Raw genomic sequence first — 23445 nt, 5'->3', positions numbered from 1 at the left:
CTTTTCTGTTATTACGGCTCGCCGCCCACGTCCGAGGGTTTATTGCGGACGCTCCTTCAGCGGAAAGCGGCGACGCACCAGCACAAAGAACAGCGGTACGAAAAAGATGGCCAGCACGGTGGCGGAGATCATCCCGCCCATCACCCCGGTGCCGACCGCATGCTGGCTGCCGGAACCGGCGCCGGTGCTGGTGGCCATCGGCAGCACGCCGAAGATAAACGCCAGCGAGGTCATCAGGATAGGGCGCAGGCGCTGACGGCAGGCCGACAGCGTGGCGCTGAGCAGATCCTGGCCTTTCTCGTTAAGCTCATTGGCGAACTCGACGATCAGAATGGCGTTTTTCGCCGACAGGCCGATCACCGTCAACAGGCCCACCTGAAAATAAACGTCATTCTCCAGGCCGCGCATCCAGGTCGCCAGCAGAGCGCCAATCACCCCGAGCGGAACCACCAGCATCACCGAGAACGGCACCGACCAGCTCTCGTACAGCGCCGCCAGGCACAGGAACACCACCAGCAGGGAAATCGCGTACAGGGCCGGCGCCTGAGCGCCGGAGAGGCGTTCCTGATAGGACATGGCGGTCCATTCGAGGCCAAAGCCGGTCGGCAGCTGCGCGGCCAGCTTCTCCATCATGTCCATCGCGGTACCGGTACTGATGCCCGGCGCCGCTTCACCGACGATCTCCACCGCCGAGTAGCCATTGTAGCGCTCCAGGCGCGGCGAACCGGTCTCCCAGTGCGAGGTGGCGAAGGCCGAGAACGGCACCATCGTGCCGCTGCTGTTGCGGACGTACCAGAGATTGATATCGTCAGGCAGCATCCGATATTTCGCCGCCGCCTGGACGTAGACTTTCTTCACCCTCCCGCGATCCATAAAGTCGTTGACGTAGCTCGACCCCCAGGCGGTTTGCAGCGTATCGTTGATGTCATCAATGGAGACGCCCAGCGCCTGAGCTTTACGCTGATCGATATCGACCTGCAGCTGCGGGCTGTCGTCGAGCCCGTTATGCCGGACGCGGGTCAACAGCGGGTTTTTAGCCGCCAGCTCAAGCAGCGTATCGCGCGCCGCCATCAGCGCATCGTGCCCCTTACCGGCGTGATCTTCCAGCTCCATGTCGAAGCCTGCCGAACTGCCGAGGCCGCTGATTGCCGGCGGGCTGCTGGCGATGACCCGGGCTTCGTTGATCTGATTAAACGCTTTGGTGGCGCGTTCAATAATGGCAAAGGAGGAGCCGGTTTGCGGATCGCGCTGGTCCCAGTCTTTGAGGCGCACAAACATGCGGGCTACGTTCTGCCCGTTGCCGCCGGGGCCGGAGCCAACGGTAGCAAACACTGACTCGACGTTCTGCTTCTCGTTATTGAGGAAGTAATCTTCCGCTTTCTGTACCACTTTCAGCGTCTGCTGTTGGGTGCTGCCGCTCGGCAACTGTACCGAGGTGGTGAACATCCCCCGATCCTCCAGCGGCAGGAACGAAGTGGGCAGATGCAGGAACAAGAACACCATCCCGCCGAGCAGGACGATGTAGATCAGCATCCAGCGCAGCGAGCGGTGAAGGATCTTGCCGACGAAAGTTTCATAGCGGCTGGCGCTGCGGTTAAAGGTGCGGTTGAACCAGCCGAAGAAGCCTTTTCGCTCATGGGATTCACCTGGTTTAATCGGCTTGAGCAGGGTAGCGCAAAGGGCCGGGGTGAGGATCATGGCCACCAGCACCGAGAGGACCATCGCCGCGACAATCGTAATAGAGAACTGGCGATAGATAGCGCCGGTGGTGCCGCCGAAGAAGGCCATCGGCACAAACACCGCCGACAGCACCATCGCGATCCCCACCAGCGCGCCCTGAATTTGTCCCATCGATTTGCGGGTGGCTTCCCGCGGCGACAGTCCTTCCTCGCTCATGATGCGCTCAACGTTCTCCACCACCACGATGGCGTCATCCACCAGCAGGCCGATCGCCAGCACCATCGCGAACATCGTCAGGGTGTTGATGCTGTAACCACAGGCATAGAGCACCGCGAAGGTGCCCATCAGCACCACCGGTACGGCGATGGTCGGGATCAGAGTGGCGCGGAAGTTCTGCAGGAAAAGATACATCACGAGGAAAACCAGCAGGATCGCCTCCAGCAGGGTTTTCACCACGTCGGTAATAGAAGCCTTCACGAAGGAGGTGGTCTCGTAGGCGACTTTATATTCCAGCCCGTGCGGGAAATACTGCGAGAGCTCATTGAGGCGAGCGATCACGCGCTCCGCGGTGGCCATTTCGTTGGCGCCGGAGGCGAGCTTAATTCCCAGGCCAGAGGCGGCCTGGCGATTGTAGCGGCTAAGATAGTCATACTTCTCCGCCCCCATCTCCACGGTAGCGACATCGCCGAGGGTCACCTCTGAGCCATCCTGATTGACGCGCAGGGTGATATTGCGGAACTGTTCCGGGGTTTGCAGCAGAGATTGCGCGTTGATGGTGGCGTTCAGCGCCTGCTTATCCACGGAAGGCGTGCCGCCGAGCTGGCCGACGGCAATCTGGGCGTTCTGCGAACTAATAGCGTCGGTAACATCCTTGGTGGTCAGCTGGAAGCTATTGAGCTTTGCCGGATCGAGCCAGATGCGCATTGAGTATTGCGAGCCGTAGGCGTCGATATCCCCCACGCCGTTGACGCGACTGAGCGGGTCCTGAATGTTACTGGCGACGTAGTCGGCGATATCCTGTTTATCCATACTGCCGTCGGTGGAGACGAAGGCGAGGGTCAGGATATTGGTATCGCCGGTCTTGCGTACCGTAACCCCCTGGTTTTGCACCGCCTGCGGCAGTTTACGCATCGCCGACTGCAGCTGGTTTTGCACCTGCTGTACCGCTTCGTCCGGGTCGGTACCGGCGGTAAAACTGAGGGTGATGGTCGCCTGGCCGGTGGCGCTGCTCTGGGATGACATATACATCAGGTTATCGAGGCCGGTCATATTCTGTTCGATAACCTGGGTGACGGTATTCTCCAGGGTTTGTGCGGAGGCGCCAGGATAGTTGGCTGTAACCCGTACATTCGGCGGGGCCAGATCGGGATACTGTTCAACTGGCAGCGACAAAATGGCAAGGGTGCCCGTCAGGCATAACAGGATTGCCAGCACCCACGCAAAAATGGGGCGATCGATAAAGAAATTCGCCATCAGAATGAAAACCTCATATGCACATGTTCTTGTTATTGCACAGCCTGTGCCACTTTAGCGCCAGCGCCTCCGGCAATCGTGGAGAAATTAAGGAGATAGTGTAATTTATCATGTTGCTTTTGCCGTATCGTAAAGAAACATCGACCTTTCGTGCCGCCAGGTCGGCCACACCGCTTCGCCCGCCGCACCCGGGGACGCATTATCCCTTGCCGGTGTGAAACCTGATTTCATATAAGTCAAAAAAATTGATCCAAAACGGATTCTTTCCAGAAAAAGGGTATCCTGGGCAAATGAACATTGTTCCGGCCTCGTCTTGTCGGGTAATAAATAGGCATGTGCATTAAGGGGTTATTCACCAATAAGACAAAAGGAAGCCATGAACCACTTTATATTGAGCGATAGCCGAAAATGTATCGGTTGCCAGGCCTGCGAAGTGGCCTGCGTAATGGCGCATAACGAGGAGCAACATGCGCTGACCCCGCAGCGCTTTTTGCCACGTATCACCGTGATTAAAGCAGAGGGGCAGCGTAACGCCATCACCTGCCGCCACTGCGAAGACGCCCCCTGCCTCCGCAGCTGCCCCAACGGCGCCATCGCCCAGACTGGCGACAGCGTTCAGGTCTGTCAGGAGAAATGCATTGGCTGTAAATCCTGCATGGTGGCCTGCCCGTTCGGGGTGATGGAGGTGGTGGTGACGCCGCAGGCCGCAGGCCAGGTGAAAGCCAGCGCGCAGAAATGCGATCTGTGCGCGGGCCGCGAGGCGGGACCGGCCTGTGTGGAAAACTGTCCGGCGCAGGCGCTGACCCTCGCCGACGATGAGACATTGACCACGATGGCCAGGCAGCGGCGTCTGCGTTCGGCCTGCCAGGAGGCGCAGCCGTGGCAGCGCGGCGCGGCCCCCGCCAGACAGCCCGACGCCGGCGAGAAGGTCAGGCAGATGGCGATGACGCCGCCGCGCGGAGAGCCGGATAAGCTGCCGGCGGAGGTGCGCAAGAACCACTTTGAGGAGATCTATCAGCCGTTCAGCCCGACCCAGGCCCGGCAGCAGGCCGCCCGCTGCCTGAAATGTGGAGAACACAGCATCTGTGAATGGACCTGCCCGCTACATAACACTATTCCGCAGTGGGTCGAGTTGGTGAAGGCAGGGGATATCGCCGCCGCGGTCGCCCTGTCCCATCAGACCAACTGTCTGCCGGAGATCACCGGCCGCGTCTGCCCCCAGGACCGGCTGTGTGAGGGCGCCTGCACCCTGCGCGAGGAAAGCGGTGCGGTCACCATCGGCAATATTGAGCGATTTATATCCGACCAGGCGCTGGCCAGTGGCTGGCGTCCGGACCTCTCGCAGATTAAGCTGAACGGTAAACGGGTGGCGATTATCGGCGCCGGGCCGGCCGGTCTGGCCTGCGCCGATGTGCTGGTGCGCCACGGCGTGCAGCCGGTGGTCTTTGACCGTCATCCGGAGATCGGCGGTCTGCTGACCTTCGGCATTCCGGCGTTCAAGCTGGATAAGTCGCTGCTGACCCGGCGGCGGGCGATTTTCAGCGAGATGGGCGTCCGCTTTGAGCTCAACTGCGAGGTGGGGAAAGATATCCCTCTGGCGACGCTGCTGGCCGAGTATGACGCGGTGTTCGTCGGCGCCGGAACCTATCGCTCCATGAAGGCCGGCCTGCCGAATGAAGAGGCCCCCGGGGTCTACGATGCGCTGCCGTTTCTTATCGCCAACACCAAACAGGTGATGGGGCTGGCGGAATCGGCGCAGGAGCCTTATGTCAACACCGCCGGGCTGAACGTAGTGGTGCTGGGGGGCGGCGATACGGCAATGGACTGCGTGCGTACCGCGCTGCGCCATGGCGCCCGCCAGGTGACCTGCGCCTATCGGCGGGATGAAGCCAACATGCCGGGCTCGAAAAAAGAGGTCAAAAACGCCCGCGAAGAGGGAGCGCTTTTTGAGTTTAACGTCCAGCCGGTGACGCTTGAGCTGGACGAGAACGGGCGGGTGAACGGGGTTCGCTTTTTGCGCACCGAGCTGGGTGCTCCGGACGCCGGGGGAAGACGCCGCCCGACGCCGATCCCCGGCAGCGAGTTTGTTATGCCGGCAGATGCGGTGATCATGGCCTTTGGCTTCCACCCGCACCGCATGCCCTGGCTGGAAGCTGCGGGGGTGGCACTGGACAGCCAGGGGCGTATTAAAGCCGGAGTGGAGAGCCGTTACCGTTATCAGACCAGCCAGGAGAAGATTTTTGCCGGCGGCGATGCCGTGCGCGGCGCCGACCTGGTGGTGACGGCGATGGCGGAAGGCCGTCACGCGGCGCAGGGGATCCTTGACTACCTGGGGCTGAAAACGACGCCGCTTCACTGACGACAAATCCGGCTCCGCAGCGTAGTATGAGGGCGTCCTTTTACGCTGTGGGGTCGGTATGTCACTCAATATTCACGTCATTAAAGATAAAATCCTCTCTGAGAACTGGTTCGTACTACGCAACATGACCTATGAGCTGACGCGGGCGGACGGCAGCGTGGTGCGCCACAAGCGCGAGGTCTACGATCGCGGCAATGGCGCCACCGTGCTGCTCTATAACCGCCATAAGCAGACGGTGGTCCTGGTGCGTCAGTTTCGGGTCGCCACCTGGGTCAATGGCAATCATGACGGCATGCTGATTGAAACCTGCGCCGGGCTGCTGGACAACGACGAGCCGGAGGCCTGCATTCGTAAAGAGGCAGTGGAAGAGACCGGCTATGAAGTGGGCGAGGTGCGAAAGCTGTTTGAGCTGTTTATGTCGCCAGGGGGCGTCACCGAAGTGGTGCATTTCTTTATCGCTGAGTACAGCGACGCGCAGCGAACGACCAGCGGCGGCGGGGTGGATGACGAAGCCATCGAGGTGCTGGAGCTGCCCTTTAGCCAGGCGCTGCAGATGGTCGCTGACGGGGAGATCCGCGACGGGAAAGCGGTCATTCTGCTGCAGTATTTGCAAACCTCTGGCCTGATGTCGGGGAACTCTGACAAATCCGATTGAGTCAGCGGCTGCCGTTGTCCAGGATAGGCGCCGTGGTTGGGTTTATCTGGGGTCGGGCGGTTCATGCTTTTTCGCATCATTTTTTTCCTCTTTCTGGCGGTGCTGCCTTGCTCACAGGCATGGTCGGCACCGGCGCAGCAGCGCTTCAACGACTGGCAGGTCACCTGTAATAACCAAAACTTCTGCGTCACCCGCAACGTGGGGCTGCATTATGGTCTGGTGATGACCCTCAGCCGCAGCGCCGGGGCGGCTACTGATGCCAGCCTGCGTATCGAACTGGGCGGCACCGGCAATCCGGTGGCGACGCTCGCGCCGATAGCGCCGCGCCTGCTGCTGGATGGTAAACCGCTGTCCCTGACCGACAAGCGCTGGCGCATTGAAGATAAACTCATTAAAACTGACGACAGCGTGACGATCGATGCGTTCCTCCAGCGGGTACAGGAGGGAAAAACCCTCTCGTTGGCCAACGGCCTGCAGACTATCTCCCTGCAGGGGCTGAAAGCGGCCCTGTTTTTTATCGACGCCCGGCAAAAGCGGGTGGGCAGCGAAACGGCCTGGGTTGGCAAAGGGGAGGAGCCGCCGCTCAGCGTACCGCCGGCGCCGGCGCTGCGCGCGGTGGCGAGCGCAGACATGGCGCAGTCGCCGCTGGGGCGTGATGAGCTCAACGATCTGATGGACTATGGCAATGAGCGGATGAGCAACAGTAACTGCTCCCTCGATCCGTTCCGCCGCGAAATTCGCGTCACTGCCCTGACGGATGACAAAGTGCTGCTAATGACCAGCTGCGAATCCGGGGCGTACAACACCGTCTGGCTGGCCTGGCTGGTCTCCCGCCAGCGCCCGTATGTCGCCCGCCAGGTGCGGCTAACGCTGCCATTTCAGCCGCCGGGCGAGGCGCCGCGGGAGATAGAGCTAATTAACGCCAGCTATGATGACCGCCGCCATGAGCTGGTGACCCTGGACAAGGGGCGCGCGTCTGGCGATTGCGGGATCCAGACCCGCTGGCGTTTTGACGGCCAGCGGTTCAGCCTCTCCCGCTACGCGCAGCAGCCGACGTGCGACAACTGGCAGGGGCCAGACGCCTGGCCCACGTTGTGGATCACCCGTTAAGCACCTGTTCGGCGGTGGCGACGATATGGTCGACCGTAAAGCCAAAGAACGGGAACAGCTGCTCCGCCGGGGCGGATTCACCGTAGCCGGTCATGCCGACAATCTTGCCTTTTAAGCCGACATATTTATACCAGTAGTCCGCTATCCCGGCCTCGACTGCCACCCGGGAGCTGACGTCCGACGGCAGCACCGACTCGCGCCAGGCCTCGTCCTGAGCGTCAAATACATCGGTGGAGGGGAGCGAAACCACTCGCACATTCACCCCGTTGGCCAACAATTTTTCCGCCGCCAGGACGGTGATCTCCACTTCCGAGCCGGTGGCGATGAGGATCAGGTCGGGTTTGCCTCCGGCATCCTTCAGCACGTAGCCGCCCCGGGCGATATCCTGCACCTGTTGCGGGGTGCGCGGCATCTGCGCCAGGTTTTGTCGCGACAGGATCAGCGCCGTCGGTCCGCCCTGACGCGCGATGGCCGCCTGCCAGGCGACAGCGGTCTCCACCTGGTCGCATGGGCGCCAGGTGCTGAAGTTGGGCGTCAGCCGCAGACTGGCCAGCTGTTCCACCGCCTGGTGGGTCGGACCGTCTTCCCCCAGACCGATGGAGTCATGGGTATAGACCATGATCTGCCGGGCCTTCATCAGCGCCGCCATGCGCGCGGCGTTGCGGGCGTATTCCACAAACATCAGGAAGGTCGAGGTATAGGGGATGAATCCCCCGTGTAGGGCGATGCCGTTGGCCACCGCGGTCATGCCGAATTCGCGCACGCCGTAGTGAATATAGTTGCCCGCGGCATCCTCTTTAATCGATGTCGAGCCAGACCATATGGTCAGGTTACTCGGCGCCAGATCCGCCGAACCGCCCAGCAGCTCCGGGAGGTGCGGGCCATACGCGTTCAGCGCGTTCTGCGAGGCTTTCCGGCTGGCGATCTTCGCCGGCTCGGCCTGCAGCTTCGCCACGTAGTCGCGGGCGGTCGCGGCAAAATCCTCCGGCAGGGCGCCATCCATGCGGCGGGTCAGCTCAGCGGCCAGCTCCGGGAACTGCTGCCGGTAGGCGGCGAATTTCTCGTTCCAGTCGTGCTCGGCTTTTTCGCCGCGTGGACGCGCATCCCAGCCCTGATAGATCTCTTTCGGGATCTCAAAGGGGGGATGTTTCCAGCCCAGCTGCTGGCGGGCCAGGGCCACCTCTTTTTCACCCAGCGCCGCGCCGTGCGACTCCTCTGAGCCGGCTTTGTTGGGCGAACCGAAGCCGATGATGGTCCGACAAATGATCAGCGACGGCTTATCTTTCACCGCCTGCGCTTCCGTAATGGCCTGTTTGATGGCCTGCGGATCGTGGCCGTCAATGTCGCCGATCACGTGCCAGTGGTAGGCGCGGAAACGTTCTGCCGTATCATCGGTAAACCAGCCGTCGGTTTTGCCGTCGATGGAGATGCCGTTGTGGTCGTAAAAACCGATCAGCTTGCCCAGTCCGAGCGTGCCTGCCAGCGAACAGGCCTCATGGGAGATCCCCTCCATCAGACAACCATCGCCCATGAAAACCCAGGTGTGATGGTCGATAATCTCATGACCGGGGCGGTTAAACTGCGCCGCCAGGGTGCGTTCGGCGATGGCCATACCGACGGCGTTCGCCAGCCCCTGGCCCAGCGGGCCGGTGGTGGTCTCCACCCCGGGGGTATAGCCATGCTCCGGGTGACCCGGCGTTTTAGAGTGCAGCTGGCGGAACTGCTTCAGCTCTGACAGCGGCAGATCGTAGCCGGACAGGTGCAGCAGACTGTAGAGCAGCATCGACGCGTGGCCGTTGGACAGAATAAAACGGTCGCGGTCCACCCAGCCAGGGTTCTGCGGATTGTGCTTGAGAAAATCGTTCCACAGCACTTCGGCAATGTCTGCCATCCCCATTGGCGCACCGGGGTGGCCGGAATTGGCTTTCTGCACCGCGTCCATGCTCAGGGCGCGGATGGCGTTGGCAAGCTCTCTTCGGGACATAGTTTTCTCCGTGAGACTAAAGTGACAGTTTGGCGGCAAGCAGATCTTCCAGTTTGCGTTGATCGACGGCGAACAGGCGGATACCCTCCGCCAGCTTTTCGACCGCCATCGGATCCTGATTATGTTCCCAGCGGAACTCCGCCTCGCTGAGCGGCACCGGGCGCGGCAGGATCTGGCTGGCAGGGATCAGTTTGCGCACCACCGGGGCGTCGCTGGCCTGCAGCTCTTTTAACAGGGGCGGGGCGATGGTCAGCCGGTCGCAGCCGACCAGGGCGAGGATCTGCTCGGTGCGGCGGAAGCTGGCGCCCATCACGATGGTGTTGTATTTATGCTGTTTGAAGTAGTCATAGATATTGCGCACGGATTTCACCCCGGGATCTTCCTCAACCACGTAAGGATCCAGCGGTTTGCGCGCCTGATACCAGTCATAAATACGTCCGACGAAAGGGGAGATCAGATAGACCCCGGCCTCGGCGCAGGCCCGGGCCTGGGCGAAGGAAAACAGCAGCGTCAGGTTGCAGTGGATCCCCTCTTTTTCCAGGGTCTCGGCGGCGCGGATCCCCTCCCAGGTGGAGGCCAGCTTGATCAGGATCCGCGACTTATCAATGCCCATCTCCTGATACAGCGCCACCAGATGGCGCGCTTTCTCGATGCTCTTCTCCCGGTTGAAGGAGAGCCGGGCGTCCACCTCGGTGGAGACCCGGCCAGGAATGCTTTTGAGGATCTCCGCGCCAAAATTGACCGCCAGCTTATCGCAGGCGTGAGTCACCTGCGCTTCACGGCCGCCTCCTTGCTTTTTCGCCCAGGCGATCGCGTCGTCAATGAGTCCGCTATAGGACGCCAGGCCGGCGGCCTTCAGCAGCAGGGAGGGGTTAGTGGTGGCATCTTCCGGATGGTAGTGGCGGATGGATTCGATGTCGCCGCTGTCGGCGACCACGGTGGTGAACTGCTTGATACTGTCTAGCTGATTCATAGATAAGTCCTCCTGGAACAAGGTGTTACATGAGTGCTTGCCGGTATGCGGTATAAATATTGATGAGGTACATAACCAAAAAGCATAGCAGACGGGGCTATTATTGGCGGCGAATCCGGGTAACATAACCGCTATAAATTGATAACAACCAGATCATAGCGATGGCCAGAGTTTGGCGGTGTTCAAAGTTTATCGCCCCGCCAGGAGGGATACTGTCTGCCACTGAAAGGTGAACGACAGGATGGTCATCACGCTTTTTCCCTACGAACGATACGTGAAAGAAAGGAATATAAAATGGATGAGCAGTTAAAACAGAGCGCCCTCGACTTCCACGAATTTCCGGTTCCCGGAAAAATCCAGGTCTCGCCGACCAAACCTCTCGCCACCCAGCGCGATCTGGCGCTGGCCTACTCGCCGGGCGTCGCGGCCCCCTGTCTGGAAATTGAAAAAGATCCGCTGGCGGCCTACAAATATACCGCCCGCGGCAACCTGGTGGCGGTGGTCTCCAACGGCACCGCGGTGCTGGGACTCGGTAACATCGGCGCGCTGGCCGGCAAGCCGGTGATGGAGGGCAAAGGCGTCCTGTTTAAGAAATTCGCCGGCATCGATGTGTTTGATATCGAAGTCGATGAGCTGGACCCGGATAAATTCATTAACGTCGTCGCCGCCCTCGAGCCGACCTTCGGCGGTATCAACCTCGAAGATATTAAAGCGCCTGAGTGTTTCTACATTGAGCAGCAGCTGCGCGAGCGGATGAATATTCCGGTTTTCCACGACGATCAGCACGGCACGGCGATCATCAGCACCGCGGCGATCCTCAACGGCCTGCGCGTCGTTGAGAAGAATCTGTCCGACGTGCGGATGGTGGTCTCCGGCGCCGGGGCGGCGGCAATTGCCTGCATGAACCTGCTGGTGGCGCTGGGGATGCAAAAGCACAACATCGTGGTCTGCGATTCGAAAGGCGTTATCTATAAGGATCGTGAGCCGAACATGGCGGAAACCAAAGCGGCCTATGCAGTGGAAGACGACGGCAAACGCACCCTCGATGACGTGATCGACGGCGCGGACATTTTCCTCGGCTGCTCCGGTCCGAAAGTGCTGACCCCGGAGATGGTGAAGAAGATGGCGCGCGCGCCGCTGATCCTCGCCCTGGCCAATCCGGAGCCGGAAATTCTGCCGCCGCTGGCGAAGCAGGTCCGCGATGATGCCATCATCTGCACCGGCCGCTCCGACTATCCTAACCAGGTCAACAACGTGCTCTGCTTCCCGTTCATCTTCCGCGGCGCGCTGGACGTCGGCGCGACGGCGATCAACGAAGAGATGAAGCTGGCGGCGGTGCATGCCATTGCCGAGCTGGCCCACGCTGAGCAGAGCGAAGTGGTGGCCTCCGCCTACGGCGATCAGGATTTAAGCTTTGGCCCGGACTACATCATTCCGAAACCGTTCGACCCGCGGCTGATCGTCAAGATCGCCCCCGCGGTGGCGAAGGCGGCGATGGACTCCGGCGTGGCGACGCGCCCGATCGCTGATTTTGACGCCTATATCGAGAAGCTGAGCGAGTTCGTCTATAAGACCAACCTGTTTATGAAGCCTATCTTCTCTCAGGCGCGCAAAGAGCCGAAGCGTGTGGTGCTGGCGGAAGGGGAGGAGACCCGGGTGCTGCACGCCACCCAGGAGCTGGTGTCGCTGGGGCTGGCCAAACCGATTCTGGTGGGCCGCCCAAGCGTGATTGAAATGCGCATCCAGAAGCTGGGCCTGCAGATCAAGGCCGGCGTTGACTTCGAGATCGTCAATAATGAATCCGACCCGCGGTTTAAAGAGTACTGGAGCGAGTACTATCAGCTGATGAAGCGCCGCGGCATTACCCAGGAGCAGGCGCAGCGGGCGGTGATTAGCAACACCACAGTGATTGGCGCCATCATGGTTCACCGTGGCGAAGCGGATGCGATGATCTGCGGGACTATCGGCGAATATCATGACCACTACCGCGTGGTGCAGCCGCTGTTCGGCTATCGCGACGGCGTCAGCACCGCCGGGGCGATGAATGCGCTGCTGCTGCCGAGCGGTAACACCTTTATCGCCGATACCTATGTCAATCACGATCCCTCGCCGGAAGAGCTGGCGGAGATCACCCTGATGGCGGCGGAAAGCGTGCGTCGCTTTGGTATTGAGCCGCGGGTGGCGTTGCTGTCGCACTCCAACTTTGGCTCTGCCGACTGCCCGTCAGCCAGCAAGATGCGTAAAACCCTGGAGCTGGTGAAGGCCCGCGCCCCGGAGCTGATGATCGATGGTGAAATGCATGGCGACGCCGCGCTGGTGGAAAGCATCCGCAACGATCGCATGCCGGACAGCCCGCTGAAAGGGTCGGCCAATATTCTGGTGATGCCGAATATGGAAGCCGCCCGGATCAGCTATAACCTGCTGCGCGTCTCCAGTTCGGAAGGGGTAACCGTCGGGCCGGTGCTGATGGGAGTCGCGAAGCCGGTGCATATTCTGACGCCGATCGCCTCCGTGCGTCGCATCGTGAATATGGTGGCGCTGGCGGTTGTCGAAGCGCAAACCGAACCGCTGTAAACGTCATAAAAAAGCCCCGGTACTCCGGGGCTTTTGGTCTGAATTGGCTTCGTTTAGATCCAAGCTTTCACTTTAATAAACTCGCTCAGCGCCGCTTCGGGGCTGCCGGCCTCCGGCTGGTAATCATATTCCCAGCGTACCAGCGGCGGCATCGACATCAGAATCGATTCCGTCCTACCGCCGGTCTGCAGACCGAACAGGGTGCCGCGGTCCCAGACCAGATTGAACTCGACGTAGCGGCCGCGGCGATAGAGCTGAAAGTGGCGCTCGCGCTCGCCGTACGGCGTGGCTTTCCGGCGTTCGACGATGGGTAAATAGGCGTCAGCATAGCCGTTCCCGACCGCCTGCATAAAGGCGAAGCAGTGGTCAAAATCCGGGGTGTTCAGGTCGTCAAAGAACAGACCGCCGATGCCGCGCTGCTCCTGGCGGTGCTTGAGATAGAAGTACTCATCGCACCATTTTTTATAGCGCGGATAGACTTCCTCGCCGAACGGCAGACACAGATCGCGGGCGGTACGATGCCAGTGGACGGCATCCTCTTCAAAGCCATAGTAAGGGGTTAAATCAAAGCCGCCGCCGAACCACCACACCGGGTCGGCGCCGGGCTTCTCGGCAATAAAGAACCGCACGTTGGCATGGCTGGTGGGCACATAGGGGTTCAGCGGATGAACCACCAGCGAGACGCCCATGGCTTCAAAGCTGCGTCCGGCCAGCTCCGGGCGGTGGGCCGTGGCGGAGGCAGGCATGGCGTCGCCATGGACGTGGGAGAAGTTGACCCCGGCCTGTTCGAACACATTGCCCTCGCGCAGCACCCGGCTGCGTCCGCCGCCGCCGCCTTCCCGCTGCCAGGCGTCTTCAATAAACGGCGCGCCATCTACGGCGCTCAGCTGCTGACAGAGGCTGTCCTGCAGCTGGAGCAGAAAAGTTTTAACCTGCGCGGCATCGGGTTTCATTAACGTCTCTTCGAATGGGCTTTCTGGTTATCGAACCAGTGGAAATAGCTGATAATGCCGTTGGCAATCGCGGTGGCGATTTTCTGCCGGAAGGCGGTGGTGCCGAGCAGTTTCTCCTCGTTCGGGTTAGTAATGAACGAGGTTTCCACCAGCACGGACGGTATGGACGGCGACTTCAGCACCACGAACGCCGCCTGTTCGGTATTGCGGCTGTGTAGCTTATGCACCGGCTTGATCTTTTTGAGGATATGCGAGCCCAGCGTCAGGCTGTTTTTAATGGTGTCGGTCTGCACCAGATCGAACAGCACCTGCTGCAGCAGATGGTCTTTATCCGTCGCTTTCTTACCGGCGACCTCGTCGGCGCGGTTTTCGCGATCGGAGAGGTATTTCGCCATGGCGCTACTCGCCCCGCGGTTTGACAGGGCGAACACCGAGGCGCCGGCGGCGCTCGGGTTGGTGAAGCCGTCGGCGTGGATCGACATAAACAGATCGGCGCCGTGCTGATGGGCAATCTCCACGCGGTCATACAGCGGGATAAAGGTATCGCCGGTGCGGGTCAAGCGGGCGTCAATGCCGTTGCTGCGCAAGATGCTGCGCACGTTCTTAGCGATCGCCAGCACCACATGCTTCTCTTTCGAGCCATTATGGCCGATAGCCCCGGTGTCGATGCCGCCGTGGCCCGGGTCGAGCATCACAATGCGGCGGGCGCCGGCCTTTTTGGCGGCGGGTTTGCTGTGTCCATTTGATGTTTTCAGTGGCTGCTCTTTTGCGCTGACCTGTGCAGTGACGCCGCTCAGCGTCATGGCAGCCAGCCCGGCTTTCAGCACCTGACGGCGCGAAGCAAGTATTTTTAAGGGTTTAAAAGTGCTCATTCGGCCTGAATTGTAAACAAGTGATGTCCAATGTTATATCGTATCGCGTTTGCCGTTACGACCATTCAAAATAAGAATTGTTTTACTTTTCATTTCAATACATGACAAAGTCATATTATGCCATTTTTTGTCGCTGATTTCGCCTGATATTGGCTATCAGTCATATTCGCGCCATAATCACTGTTTTTAACCGTCAATGGTGGGGAATACCATGGAGATTCGCGTTTTTCGCCAGCAGGATTTCGAAGAGGTTGTGACGCTGTGGGAGCGTTGCGATCTGCTGCGTCCCTGGAACGATCCGGAGATGGATATTGAGCGCAAGCTGAATCACGATGTCAGCCTGTTCCTGGTGGCGGAAGTGAACGGCGAAGTCGTCGGTACGGTGATGGGCGGATATGACGGCCATCGCGGGTCGGCCTACTATCTGGGGGTCCATCCGGAATATCGCGGCCGGGGTATCGCGAACGCGTTGCTCAACCGTCTGGAGAAAAAGCTGATTGCTCGCGGCTGCCCGAAAATCAATATTATGGTCCGCGAGGACAACGACGTGGTGCAGGGGATGTATGAGCGGCTGGGCTATGAGTACGCCGACGTTCTGACCCTGGGCAAACGCCTGATTGAAGATGAAGAATACTGAGTTTATCCCCGCCGATTTTGATGCCCATGGCCGTCTGCGCCTGCCTTTTCTTTTCTGGTGCGTACTGTTGTTACAGGCCCGCACGTGGGTGCTGTTCTTGATGGCCGGCGCGTCGCGCCAGCAGGGCGACGCGATTCTGAATCTGTTCTATCCCGATCACGACCGCTTCTGGCTCGGTTTACTTCCCGGCGTGCCGGCGGTGCTGGCCTTTCTGCTTAGCGGCTATCGTCAGCGCCTGCCGCGCCTGTGGCGGGCGATGCGCTGGCTGCTGGTGCTATCGCAAGTGCTGCTGTTGTTCTGGCAGCCGATGCTATGGCTGAGCGGCGAATCGCCCTCATCGCTGACCATTGCGCTTCTGGTCGCGGATGGCTATGCCCTGTGGTGGCTGGCAACCAGCCGTCGCCTCGGCGCCTGTTTTCGCCAGACTAGCTTTTAATGGCACTTTTTGCCGATCGTGAACTCCAACATGCGTTGAATGACTCAGAAAGGATTGTGAAATGAAATCGCTACGTGTAATGCTCTGCGCGCTTCCGCTGGCGCTCACCGGCTGCTCAACGATGAGCGCGGTCAACTGGTCGGCGGCCTATCCGTGGAACTGGTTTGGTTCTTCCACCGAGGTGACCGAGCAGGGGGTGGGTAAACTGACGGCGTCCACGCCGCTCAACGAACAGGCCATTAGCGATGCCCTGGGGGGCGACTATCGTTTGCGCAGCGGAATGAAGACCGATAAGGGCAATATCGTCCACTACTTTGAAGCGCTGAAAGACAACAGTGTGGCGCTGACCATCAATGGCGACAACGGCGCCATCAGCCGGATTGACGTGCGTGATGCCGAAATCAAAACCGCCAGCGGCGTGAAAATCGGCACACCGTTCAGCGATCTGTACAGCAAAGCCTTCGGCAACTGCCAGAAAGGCAGCAATGACAACGGGGCGGTCGTCGAGTGTCAGGCCGAGGGGAGCCAGCATATCAGTTACGCCTTCACCGGCCACTGGAGCGGCCCGGACGAACTGATGCCCTCCGATGATACGCTGAAAAACTGGAAGGTCAGCAAAATTATCTGGCGTCGCTAAATTGATCTGAAGAGACACGACGGCCCTGAAAAACGGTTACAATGGCGCGTTAGCAACGCGACAGCGTTGTGGTTGCATCATTTCAGGAGGAGCGATGTCTCAGGTTCAGAGCGGCATTTTGCCGGAACATTGCCGCGCGGCGATTTGGATTGAAGCCAATGTCAAAGGGGACGTTAACGCCCTGCGCGAAGCGAGCAAAATTTTTGTCGATAAAGTGGCCACCTTTCAGGCTAAATTCCCTGACGCCAAACTCGGTGCCGTGGTGGCGTTCGGCAATAACGTCTGGCGTCAGCTGAGCGGCGGCGAAGGGGCGGAAGAGTTAAAAGATTTTCCGGTCTACGGCAAAGGGCTGGCGCCGTCCACCCAGTATGACCTGCTGATTCATATTTTATCCGCCCGCCATGAAGTGAACTTCTCGGTAGCGCAGGCCGCGCTGGCCGCCTTTAGCGACGCTATCGAGGTGAAAGAAGAGATCCACGGCTTCCGCTGGGTGGAAGAGCGTGACCTCAGCGGCTTCGTCGACGGCACCGAAAACCCGGCGGGGGAAGAAACCCGTCGTGAAGTGGCGGTGATCAAAGACGGCGTGGACGCGGGCGGCAGCTACGTGTTCGTCCAGCGCTGGGAGCATAATCTCAAACAGCTGAACCGCATGAGCGTGCCGGATCAGGAGATGATGATCGGCCGCACCAAGGAAGCCAATGAAGAGATCGATGGCGACGAACGTCCGGTCACGTCGCACCTGAGCCGCGTTGACTTAAAAGAAGATGGCAAAGGGCTGAAAATTGTTCGCCAGAGCCTGCCGTATGGCACCGCCAGCGGTACCCATGGCCTCTATTTTTGCGCTTACTGCGCGCGTCTGTACAACATCGAGCAGCAGCTGCTGAGCATGTTCGGCGATACCGACGGCAAACGCGACGCGATGCTGCGCTTCACCAAACCAGTGACCGGCGGCTATTACTTCGCGCCCTCCCTGGAGCGTATTCAGGCGCTGTAATTTGTCCCCTCACCCTAACCCTCTCCCCAAAGGGGAGAGGGGACGGTACGGTGCGGTTATGGAATCTGCGTGTGGACTCTCTTTCTCCCTCTCGTTGAGGGAGAGGGAACCGTTCGGTGCGGTTATGGAATCTGCGTGCGGACTCTCTTTCTCCCTCTCCCTCAGGGAGAGGGGCGGGGTGAGGGCATTGGCGACTCAAGCGCTTCAAGTATCCTCTCCATCACCGCCTCTTCATACTCTTCAAACTCATTATTCCAGAAGCGTAAAACCCGCCATCCCTGACTCTGTAGCCAGCGGGTACGGCGAACATCGTAGACGCGTCTCTGATCGTGTTGACCGCCGTCAAGTTCAATCGCCAGCCGTGTTGCGCAGCAGGCAAAATCGAGAATATAGGGGCCAACGGGATGCTGGCGGCGAAACTTATAGCAAGCAAAACGGCGGTTGCGCAGTAAGTACCATAGTCGACGTTCTGTTGGCGTTAAGCTACGTCTGAGCTGACGAGCAAATATCTGTGTGTTTTTCATATAAACACAGTGCGCGCCTGGCTGCCGTTTGTCACAATGACACGTCTAACCTGCGAGCCGCTTTCAGCTAAGCTTTGCCAGGTGCTTATTCCCTTTTCGACTTCCAAATCGCCAAACGGTATATAAAACCGTTACTCCTTTCGTACCCGTTATAAATATGATGATCATCAGTAAATGATCATTTTTGATAAGGGTGCGCAATGGCCGTTAAATCACTGAAAAAAGGATATCTGGCGCTGGCGGCTTCCCTGCTGCTGGTGGCGCAGGCGCAGGCGACGGAGCTGCTGAACAGCTCCTATGATGTCTCCCGCGAGCTGTTTGCCGCCCTTAACCCGCCTTTTGAGCAGCAGTGGGCGAGGGACAATGGTGGAGACAAGCTGACCATCAAGCAGTCGCACGCCGGTTCTTCCAAGCAGGCGCTGGCGATCCTGCAGGGCCTGAAGGCGGACGTGGTGACCTACAACCAGGTGACGGACGTGCAGATCCTGCATGACAAAGGCAACCTGATCCCGGCCGACTGGCAAAGCCGCCTGCCAAACAACAGCTCGCCGTTCTATTCGACGATGGGCTTCCTGGTGCGCAAAGGCAACCCGAAAAACATTCATGACTGGAACGACCTGGTCCGCTCTGACGTTAAGCTGATCTTCCCGAACCCGAAAACCTCGGGCAACGCGCGGTACACCTACCTGGCGGCCTGGGGCGCGGCGGATAAAGCCGACGGTGGCGATAAAGCCAAAACCGAACAGTTTATGACCCAGTTCCTGAAGAACGTCGAAGTCTTCGACACCGGCGGACGCGGGGCGACCACTACCTTCGCCGAGCGCGGCCTGGGCGATGTGCTGATCAGTTTCGAGTCGGAAGTGAACAATATTCGCAAGCAGTATGAGGCGCAGGGATTTGAAGTGGTGATCCCGAAAACCAACATTCTGGCGGAGTTCCCGGTGGCCTGGGTGGATAAAAACGTCAAAGCCAACGGCACGGAAAAGGCGGCGAAAGCCTATCTGAACTGGCTCTACAGCCCGCAGGCGCAGACCATCATTACCGACTACTACTATCGGGTAAACAACCCGAAAGTGATGGATTCGCTGAAGGATAAATTCCCGCAGACCGAACTGTTCCGCGTGGAGGACAAGTTTGGCTCCTGGCCTGAGGTGATGAAAACCCACTTCGCCAGCGGCGGCGAACTGGACAAACTGCTGGCGGCGGGGCGTAAGTAATGTTTGCTGTGTCGTCCAAGCGCGTGCTGCCGGGCTTTACCCTGAGCCTCGGCACCAGCCTGCTGTTTGTCTGTCTGATTCTGTTATTACCGCTCAGCGCGCTGGTGATGCAGCTGGCGCAGATGAGCTGGGCGCAGTACTGGGATGTGATCACCAACCCGCAGGTGGTGGCGGCCTATAAGGTGACCCTGCTGTCGGCGTTCGTGGCCTCGATTTTTAACGGCGTCTTCGGTCTGCTGATGGCGTGGATCCTTACCCGCTATCGTTTTCCTGGCCGCACGCTGCTGGATGCCTTAATGGACCTGCCGTTTGCGCTGCCGACGGCGGTAGCCGGCCTGACCCTGGCCTCGCTGTTTTCGGTAAACGGCATTTACGGGGAATGGCTGGCGAAGTTCGATATTAAAGTGACCTATACCTGGCTCGGTATCGCCGTGGCGATGGCTTTCACCAGCATCCCGTTCGTGGTGCGTACCGTGCAGCCGGTGCTGGAAGAGCTGGGACCGGAATATGAAGAGGCAGCGGAAACGCTGGGCGCCACGCGCTGGCAGAGTTTCCGCAAGGTGGTCCTGCCGGAGCTGTCGCCGGCGCTGCTGGCGGGCATCGCTCTGTCGTTTACCCGCAGCCTCGGCGAATTCGGCGCGGTGATTTTTATCGCCGGCAACATCGCGTGGAAGACGGAAGTGACGTCGCTGATGATCTTTATTCGTCTGCAGGAGTTTGACTATCCGGCGGCGAGCGCCATCGCCTCAGTGATCCTGGCCGCCTCGCTGCTGCTGTTGTTTTCCATCAATACCCTGCAGAGTCGCTTTGGTCGACGCGTGGTAGGTCACTAATGGCGGAAGTTACTCAATTGAAACGCTACGACGCGCCCCGCATCAACTGGGGCAAATGGTTTCTGATTGGCGTCGGGATGCTGGTTTCCGCCTTCATCCTTGTGGTGCCGATGCTCTACATCTTCATTCAGGCCTTCAGCAAAGGGTTAATGCCGGTACTGGAAAACCTGGCGAACCCGGACATGCTGCACGCCATCTGGCTGACGGTGATGATCGCCTTGATTACCGTGCCGGTGAATCTGGTGTTCGGGACCTTGCTGGCCTGGCTGGTCACACGCTTTACGTTCCCGGGACGCCAGCTGCTGTTGACGATGCTGGATATCCCGTTCGCCGTCTCGCCAGTGGTCGCGGGTCTGGTTTATCTGCTGTTCTACGGCTCTAACGGTCCGCTGGGCGGCTGGCTTGATGCACATAATCTGCAAATCATGTTCGCCTGGCCGGGCATGGTGCTGGCGACGATCTTTGTCACCTGTCCGTTTGTGGTGCGTGAGCTGGTGCCGGTGATGATGAGTCAGGGCAGCCATGAAGATGAGGCGGCGGTATTGCTGGGGGCTTCCGGATGGCAGATGTTCCGCCGGGTGACGTTGCCCAATATTCGCTGGGCGCTGCTGTACGGCGTGGTGTTGACCAACGCCCGCGCCATCGGCGAATTCGGCGCGGTGTCGGTGGTCTCCGGTTCGATCCGCGGAGAAACGCTGTCGCTGCCGCTGCAAATTGAATTACTGGAGCAGGATTACAACACCGTCGGCTCGTTTACCGCCGCGGCCCTGCTGACGTTAATGGCTATTCTGACCCTGTTTTTAAAGAGTATGTTGCAATGGCGTCTGGCCAATCAGGAAAAACGCGCGCAACAGGAGGGAAATCATGAGCATTGAGATTGCCAATATTAAGAAATCGTTTGGTCGCACCCAGGTGCTGAATGATATCTCGCTGGATATCCCTTCCGGACAAATGGTCGCGCTGCTGGGGCCTTCCGGCTCCGGGAAAACTACCCTGCTGCGGATTATCGCCGGGCTGGAGCATCAGACCAGCGGTCATATCCGCTTCCACGGCACCGACGTCAGCCGGATGCACGCCCGCGACCGTAAAGTGGGCTTCGTCTTCCAGCACTATGCGCTGTTCCGCCATATGACGGTGTTCGATAACATCGCTTTTGGCCTGACCGTGCTGCCGCGCCGTGAACGACCCAATGCGGCGGCGATTAAAGCCAAAGTGACCAAACTGCTGGAGATGGTGCAGCTGGCTCACCTGGCGGATCGCTATCCGGCGCAGCTGTCCGGTGGTCAGAAGCAGCGCGTGGCGCTGGCGCGCGCCCTGGCGGTAGAGCCGCAAATTCTGCTGCTGGATGAACCTTTCGGCGCGCTGGATGCGCAGGTGCGTAAAGAGCTGCGCCGCTGGCTGCGTCAGCTGCATGAAGAGCTAAAATTTACCAGCGTGTTCGTCACCCACGATCAGGAAGAGGCGATGGAAGTTGCCGACCGGGTGGTGGTGATGAGCCAGGGCAACATCGAACAGGCCGATGCGCCTGAACGCGTGTGGCGTGAGCCGTCCACCCGCTTCGTGCTGGAGTTCATGGGGGAAGTGAATCGTCTGCAGGGGGTTATCCGCGGCGGACAGTTCCACGTTGGCGCCCACCGCTGGCCGTTAGGCTATACCCCGGCATACCAGGGGCCGGTGGATCTGTTCCTGCGTCCGTGGGAAGTGGACATCAGCCGCCGAACCAGCCTGGATTCGCCGCTGCCGGTGCAGGTCCTGGAGGCCAGTCCGAAAGGACACTACACCCAATTAGTCGTCCAGCCTCTGGGGTGGTATGACGAACCGCTGAGCGTGGTGTTAACGGGCGATGAGGCGCCGTCCCGCGGCGAACGGCTGTTCGTCGGGCTGCAAAACGCGCGCCTGTACAACGGTACCGAGCGTATCGAGCCACGCGGCGAGCTTGCTCTGGCGCAGTCGGCCTGATAGCTTAAATCCATGTGCTTTTGCCGGGTGAGGTTGTGCTTACCCGGTCTGAAATTATCACGCGTCTGGTAGGCCGGGTAAGCGAAGCGCCGCCCGGCTTTTTTATTGAGTAAACATCGTGAATACACTCGAACACACCATCGGCAATACCCCTCTGGTCAAACTTCAGCGTCTCGGACCGGACAACGGCAGCGAAATCTGGGTCAAACTCGAAGGCAATAATCCGGCCGGTTCGGTGAAAGATCGCGCTGCGCTGTCGATGATCGTCGAAGCGGAAAAGCGCGGCGAAATTCAGCCCGGCGACGTGCTGATCGAAGCGACCAGCGGCAACACCGGTATCGCGCTGGCGATGATCGCCGCGCTGAAAGGCTACCGGATGAAGCTGCTGATGCCCGACAACATGAGCCAGGAGCGCCGGGCCGCGATGCGCGCCTACGGCGCCGAGCTGATCCTGGTCACCAAAGAGCAGGGGATGGAGGGGGCTCGCGACCTGGCCCTCGAGATGGCTCAGCGCGGGGAGGGCAAACTGCTCGATCAGTTTAACAACCCGGACAACCCCTACGCCCACTACACCACCACCGGGCCGGAAATCTGGCAGCAGACCGCAGGGCGTATCACCCACTTTGTCTCCAGTATGGGGACCACCGGCACCATTACCGGCGTGTCACGATTTCTGCGCGAACAGAGTAAACCGGTGACCATCGTCGGCCTGCAGCCGGAGGAGGGCAGCAGTATTCCCGGGATCCGCCGCTGGCCGGCAGAGTATATGCCGGGGATCTTTAACGCTTCGCTGGTGGATGCGGTGCTGGATATTCATCAGCAGGATGCCGAGAACACCATGCGTCAGCTGGCGGTGCGGGAAGGCATTTTCTGCGGCGTCAGCTCTGGCGGCGCGGTAGCCGGGGCGTTACGTATCGCCCGCGAAAATCCAGGAGCGGTGGTGGTGGCGATCGTCTGCGATCGCGGCGATCGCTACCTCTCCACCGGCGTGTTCGGCGAGGAACACTTTAGCCAGGGAGCGGGTATTTAATCATCGAGCAGGTCGGTGCCGTAGGAGTTATCGACCGTGCACAACCAGCGCTCCCCCTGCTTCTGAAAGACATAGGTTGCGCGTCGCGTAACCTGTGTTATTCCCTGTGCCGTCGGGATATCCAGCCGGGTCTCCATAATCACCAGCGCATTGCCGCCGCCCTCAATGACCTCCATTTTCCCCTGGGTCACTATCAGCCGGTGCTGGAAATAGTCGGCAATGGCGATAAACGCTTTGCGGATATTCTCTTTCCCTCTGACCACCATGCCCGGTTTGACGACCAGCGCGGCGTCTTCCGCGTAATAGCCCATCAGGGTATCGTAATCTTCCTGCGAGATAGCGCGGTCGCAGGCTTCGATGACTGCTTTTAGGGTCAGGTCAATGTGATGCATCTCTGGTGCTCCTTATTGTGAGCGATGTGTCCGCCACCGTGAGCGTTTCATCCGTTTCGACGATCCGGGCATGCAGGTAAGACTACGCCTGTTTTCGTTTATTTTTACAGTAACTTGTCGGCAGTAGCTACCACTCCCCGATGCGTTCGACGC

20 protein-coding genes are annotated in these 23445 nt (G+C 59.6%); 13 read left to right on the top strand and 7 right to left on the bottom strand.

Annotated elements, in window-relative coordinates; all coding sequences use genetic code 11:
* Positions 1 to 39 precede the first annotated feature (39 nt).
* Positions 40 to 3153 carry a multidrug efflux RND transporter permease AcrD gene (gene acrD / locus ABLV76_RS04540; protein ID WP_017900450.1) on the bottom strand — a complete coding sequence of 1038 codons (3114 nt, stop codon included), beginning with the start codon at positions 3151 to 3153 and terminating at the stop codon, positions 40 to 42.
* A 376-nt stretch (positions 3154 to 3529) separates the two neighbouring features.
* Here acrD and aegA point away from each other — a divergent pair, with 376 nt between their 5' ends.
* The 3 genes from aegA to ABLV76_RS04525 all read left to right on the top strand — a co-directional run bounded on the left by aegA (position 3530) and on the right by ABLV76_RS04525 (position 7277).
* Positions 3530 to 5512: a formate-dependent uric acid utilization protein AegA gene (gene aegA / locus ABLV76_RS04535; protein WP_004201961.1), complete on the top strand. Its 1983-nt coding sequence runs from the start codon at positions 3530 to 3532 to the stop codon at positions 5510 to 5512.
* Positions 5513 to 5570: 58 nt separating this feature from the next.
* Positions 5571 to 6167 carry a GDP-mannose pyrophosphatase NudK gene (gene nudK / locus ABLV76_RS04530; protein ID WP_002913754.1) on the top strand — a complete coding sequence of 199 codons (597 nt, stop codon included), beginning with the start codon at positions 5571 to 5573 and terminating at the stop codon, positions 6165 to 6167.
* Between the two features lie 63 nt (positions 6168 to 6230).
* Positions 6231 to 7277, top strand: coding sequence for a DUF1176 domain-containing protein (locus ABLV76_RS04525; RefSeq protein ID WP_004201962.1), 1047 nt, complete (start codon positions 6231 to 6233; stop codon positions 7275 to 7277).
* Here the strand turns inward: ABLV76_RS04525 and tkt are convergent.
* Positions 7267 to 9261, bottom strand: coding sequence for a transketolase (tkt, locus tag ABLV76_RS04520; RefSeq protein ID WP_017900451.1), 1995 nt, complete (start codon positions 9259 to 9261; stop codon positions 7267 to 7269). The genes ABLV76_RS04525 and tkt overlap by 11 nt on opposite strands.
* Before the next feature lie 16 nt (positions 9262 to 9277).
* Positions 9278 to 10234, bottom strand: coding sequence for a transaldolase (tal, locus tag ABLV76_RS04515; protein WP_004201965.1), 957 nt, complete (start codon positions 10232 to 10234; stop codon positions 9278 to 9280).
* Between the two features lie 294 nt (positions 10235 to 10528).
* Here tal and maeB point away from each other — a divergent pair, with 294 nt between their 5' ends.
* A complete protein-coding gene (gene maeB / locus ABLV76_RS04510) occupies positions 10529 to 12808 on the top strand; it encodes an NADP-dependent oxaloacetate-decarboxylating malate dehydrogenase (protein WP_004201966.1) in 2280 nt (759 codons plus the stop codon).
* 53 nt (positions 12809 to 12861) lie between these two features.
* On the opposite strand, the gene hemF is transcribed toward maeB, so the two are convergent.
* Both hemF and amiA read right to left on the bottom strand, forming a co-directional pair.
* Positions 12862 to 13761: an oxygen-dependent coproporphyrinogen oxidase gene (gene hemF / locus ABLV76_RS04505; RefSeq protein WP_023318852.1), complete on the bottom strand. Its 900-nt coding sequence runs from the start codon at positions 13759 to 13761 to the stop codon at positions 12862 to 12864.
* Positions 13761 to 14633 (bottom strand): N-acetylmuramoyl-L-alanine amidase AmiA, encoded by an 873-nt coding sequence (gene amiA / locus ABLV76_RS04500; RefSeq protein ID WP_004201984.1) that lies wholly within the window; start codon positions 14631 to 14633, stop codon positions 13761 to 13763. The genes hemF and amiA overlap by 1 nt, the downstream gene beginning before the upstream one ends.
* 211 nt (positions 14634 to 14844) lie before the next feature.
* Between amiA and ABLV76_RS04495 the strand changes: the two genes are divergently transcribed.
* From ABLV76_RS04495 to ABLV76_RS04480, 4 genes are all read left to right on the top strand, one after another.
* The gene (locus ABLV76_RS04495; protein ID WP_002913637.1) at positions 14845 to 15270 is read left to right on the top strand and encodes a GNAT family acetyltransferase; all 426 of its coding nucleotides are present in this window, start codon (positions 14845 to 14847) and stop codon (positions 15268 to 15270) included.
* Complete coding sequence (locus ABLV76_RS04490) at positions 15257 to 15706, top strand: DUF2919 domain-containing protein (protein ID WP_114506368.1); 450 nt, start codon at positions 15257 to 15259, stop codon at positions 15704 to 15706. The genes ABLV76_RS04495 and ABLV76_RS04490 overlap by 14 nt, the downstream gene beginning before the upstream one ends.
* Positions 15707 to 15767: 61 nt before the next feature.
* The gene (locus ABLV76_RS04485) at positions 15768 to 16343 is read left to right on the top strand and encodes an RpoE-regulated lipoprotein (RefSeq protein ID WP_017900454.1); all 576 of its coding nucleotides are present in this window, start codon (positions 15768 to 15770) and stop codon (positions 16341 to 16343) included.
* 94 nt (positions 16344 to 16437) lie between these two features.
* A complete protein-coding gene (locus tag ABLV76_RS04480; protein ID WP_160124985.1) occupies positions 16438 to 17337 on the top strand; it encodes a Dyp-type peroxidase in 900 nt (299 codons plus the stop codon).
* A gap of 161 nt (positions 17338 to 17498) precedes the next feature.
* Here ABLV76_RS04480 and ABLV76_RS04475 read toward each other — a convergent pair whose 3' ends face one another.
* Positions 17499 to 17861, bottom strand: coding sequence for a DUF559 domain-containing protein (locus tag ABLV76_RS04475; RefSeq protein ID WP_072071552.1), 363 nt, complete (start codon positions 17859 to 17861; stop codon positions 17499 to 17501).
* A 200-nt stretch (positions 17862 to 18061) separates the two neighbouring features.
* On the opposite strand from ABLV76_RS04475, the gene cysP reads away from it, so the two are divergent.
* From cysP to cysM, 5 genes are all read left to right on the top strand, one after another.
* Positions 18062 to 19078: a thiosulfate/sulfate ABC transporter substrate-binding protein CysP gene (gene cysP, locus ABLV76_RS04470; RefSeq protein WP_160124984.1), complete on the top strand. Its 1017-nt coding sequence runs from the start codon at positions 18062 to 18064 to the stop codon at positions 19076 to 19078.
* Positions 19078 to 19911: a sulfate/thiosulfate ABC transporter permease CysT gene (gene cysT, locus ABLV76_RS04465; RefSeq protein ID WP_002913626.1), complete on the top strand. Its 834-nt coding sequence runs from the start codon at positions 19078 to 19080 to the stop codon at positions 19909 to 19911. Before cysP ends, cysT begins: the two co-directional genes overlap by 1 nt.
* A complete protein-coding gene (cysW, locus tag ABLV76_RS04460) occupies positions 19911 to 20786 on the top strand; it encodes a sulfate/thiosulfate ABC transporter permease CysW (RefSeq protein ID WP_004201990.1) in 876 nt (291 codons plus the stop codon). The genes cysT and cysW overlap by 1 nt, the downstream gene beginning before the upstream one ends.
* A complete protein-coding gene (gene cysA, locus ABLV76_RS04455) occupies positions 20776 to 21870 on the top strand; it encodes a sulfate/thiosulfate ABC transporter ATP-binding protein CysA (protein WP_004201991.1) in 1095 nt (364 codons plus the stop codon). The genes cysW and cysA overlap by 11 nt, the downstream gene beginning before the upstream one ends.
* 118 nt (positions 21871 to 21988) lie before the next feature.
* The gene (cysM, locus tag ABLV76_RS04450) at positions 21989 to 22900 is read left to right on the top strand and encodes a cysteine synthase CysM (protein WP_004201992.1); all 912 of its coding nucleotides are present in this window, start codon (positions 21989 to 21991) and stop codon (positions 22898 to 22900) included.
* Here cysM and ABLV76_RS04445 read toward each other — a convergent pair.
* Positions 22897 to 23292, bottom strand: a complete 396-nt coding sequence (locus ABLV76_RS04445; protein WP_004201993.1) for a nuclear transport factor 2 family protein — start codon at positions 23290 to 23292, stop codon at positions 22897 to 22899. The genes cysM and ABLV76_RS04445 overlap by 4 nt on opposite strands.
* Positions 23293 to 23445: the final 153 nt, after the last annotated feature.

Source organism: Klebsiella sp. GB_Kp047 (assembly GCF_040065235.1).
Lineage (GTDB): Bacteria > Pseudomonadota > Gammaproteobacteria > Enterobacterales > Enterobacteriaceae > Klebsiella > Klebsiella quasipneumoniae.
This window is presented reverse-complemented; position numbering and strand designations above follow the sequence as displayed.

What these genes read in the sequence shown, in the direction of transcription:
- acrD (WP_017900450.1), bottom strand. Translation starts at nt 3,153, where the DNA reads ATGGCGAATTTCTTTATCGATCGCCCCATTTTTGCGTGGGTGCTGGCA.
- aegA (WP_004201961.1), top strand. Translation starts at nt 3,530, where the DNA reads ATGAACCACTTTATATTGAGCGATAGCCGAAAATGTATCGGTTGCCAG.
- nudK (WP_002913754.1), top strand. Translation starts at nt 5,571, where the DNA reads ATGTCACTCAATATTCACGTCATTAAAGATAAAATCCTCTCTGAGAAC.
- ABLV76_RS04525 (WP_004201962.1), top strand. Translation starts at nt 6,231, where the DNA reads ATGCTTTTTCGCATCATTTTTTTCCTCTTTCTGGCGGTGCTGCCTTGC.
- tkt (WP_017900451.1), bottom strand. Translation starts at nt 9,261, where the DNA reads ATGTCCCGAAGAGAGCTTGCCAACGCCATCCGCGCCCTGAGCATGGAC.
- tal (WP_004201965.1), bottom strand. Translation starts at nt 10,234, where the DNA reads ATGAATCAGCTAGACAGTATCAAGCAGTTCACCACCGTGGTCGCCGAC.
- maeB (WP_004201966.1), top strand. Translation starts at nt 10,529, where the DNA reads ATGGATGAGCAGTTAAAACAGAGCGCCCTCGACTTCCACGAATTTCCG.
- hemF (WP_023318852.1), bottom strand. Translation starts at nt 13,761, where the DNA reads ATGAAACCCGATGCCGCGCAGGTTAAAACTTTTCTGCTCCAGCTGCAG.
- amiA (WP_004201984.1), bottom strand. Translation starts at nt 14,633, where the DNA reads ATGAGCACTTTTAAACCCTTAAAAATACTTGCTTCGCGCCGTCAGGTG.
- ABLV76_RS04495 (WP_002913637.1), top strand. Translation starts at nt 14,845, where the DNA reads ATGGAGATTCGCGTTTTTCGCCAGCAGGATTTCGAAGAGGTTGTGACG.
- ABLV76_RS04490 (WP_114506368.1), top strand. Translation starts at nt 15,257, where the DNA reads ATGAAGAATACTGAGTTTATCCCCGCCGATTTTGATGCCCATGGCCGT.
- ABLV76_RS04485 (WP_017900454.1), top strand. Translation starts at nt 15,768, where the DNA reads ATGAAATCGCTACGTGTAATGCTCTGCGCGCTTCCGCTGGCGCTCACC.
- ABLV76_RS04480 (WP_160124985.1), top strand. Translation starts at nt 16,438, where the DNA reads ATGTCTCAGGTTCAGAGCGGCATTTTGCCGGAACATTGCCGCGCGGCG.
- ABLV76_RS04475 (WP_072071552.1), bottom strand. Translation starts at nt 17,861, where the DNA reads ATGAAAAACACACAGATATTTGCTCGTCAGCTCAGACGTAGCTTAACG.
- cysP (WP_160124984.1), top strand. Translation starts at nt 18,062, where the DNA reads ATGGCCGTTAAATCACTGAAAAAAGGATATCTGGCGCTGGCGGCTTCC.
- cysT (WP_002913626.1), top strand. Translation starts at nt 19,078, where the DNA reads ATGTTTGCTGTGTCGTCCAAGCGCGTGCTGCCGGGCTTTACCCTGAGC.
- cysW (WP_004201990.1), top strand. Translation starts at nt 19,911, where the DNA reads ATGGCGGAAGTTACTCAATTGAAACGCTACGACGCGCCCCGCATCAAC.
- cysA (WP_004201991.1), top strand. Translation starts at nt 20,776, where the DNA reads ATGAGCATTGAGATTGCCAATATTAAGAAATCGTTTGGTCGCACCCAG.
- ABLV76_RS04445 (WP_004201993.1), bottom strand. Translation starts at nt 23,292, where the DNA reads ATGCATCACATTGACCTGACCCTAAAAGCAGTCATCGAAGCCTGCGAC.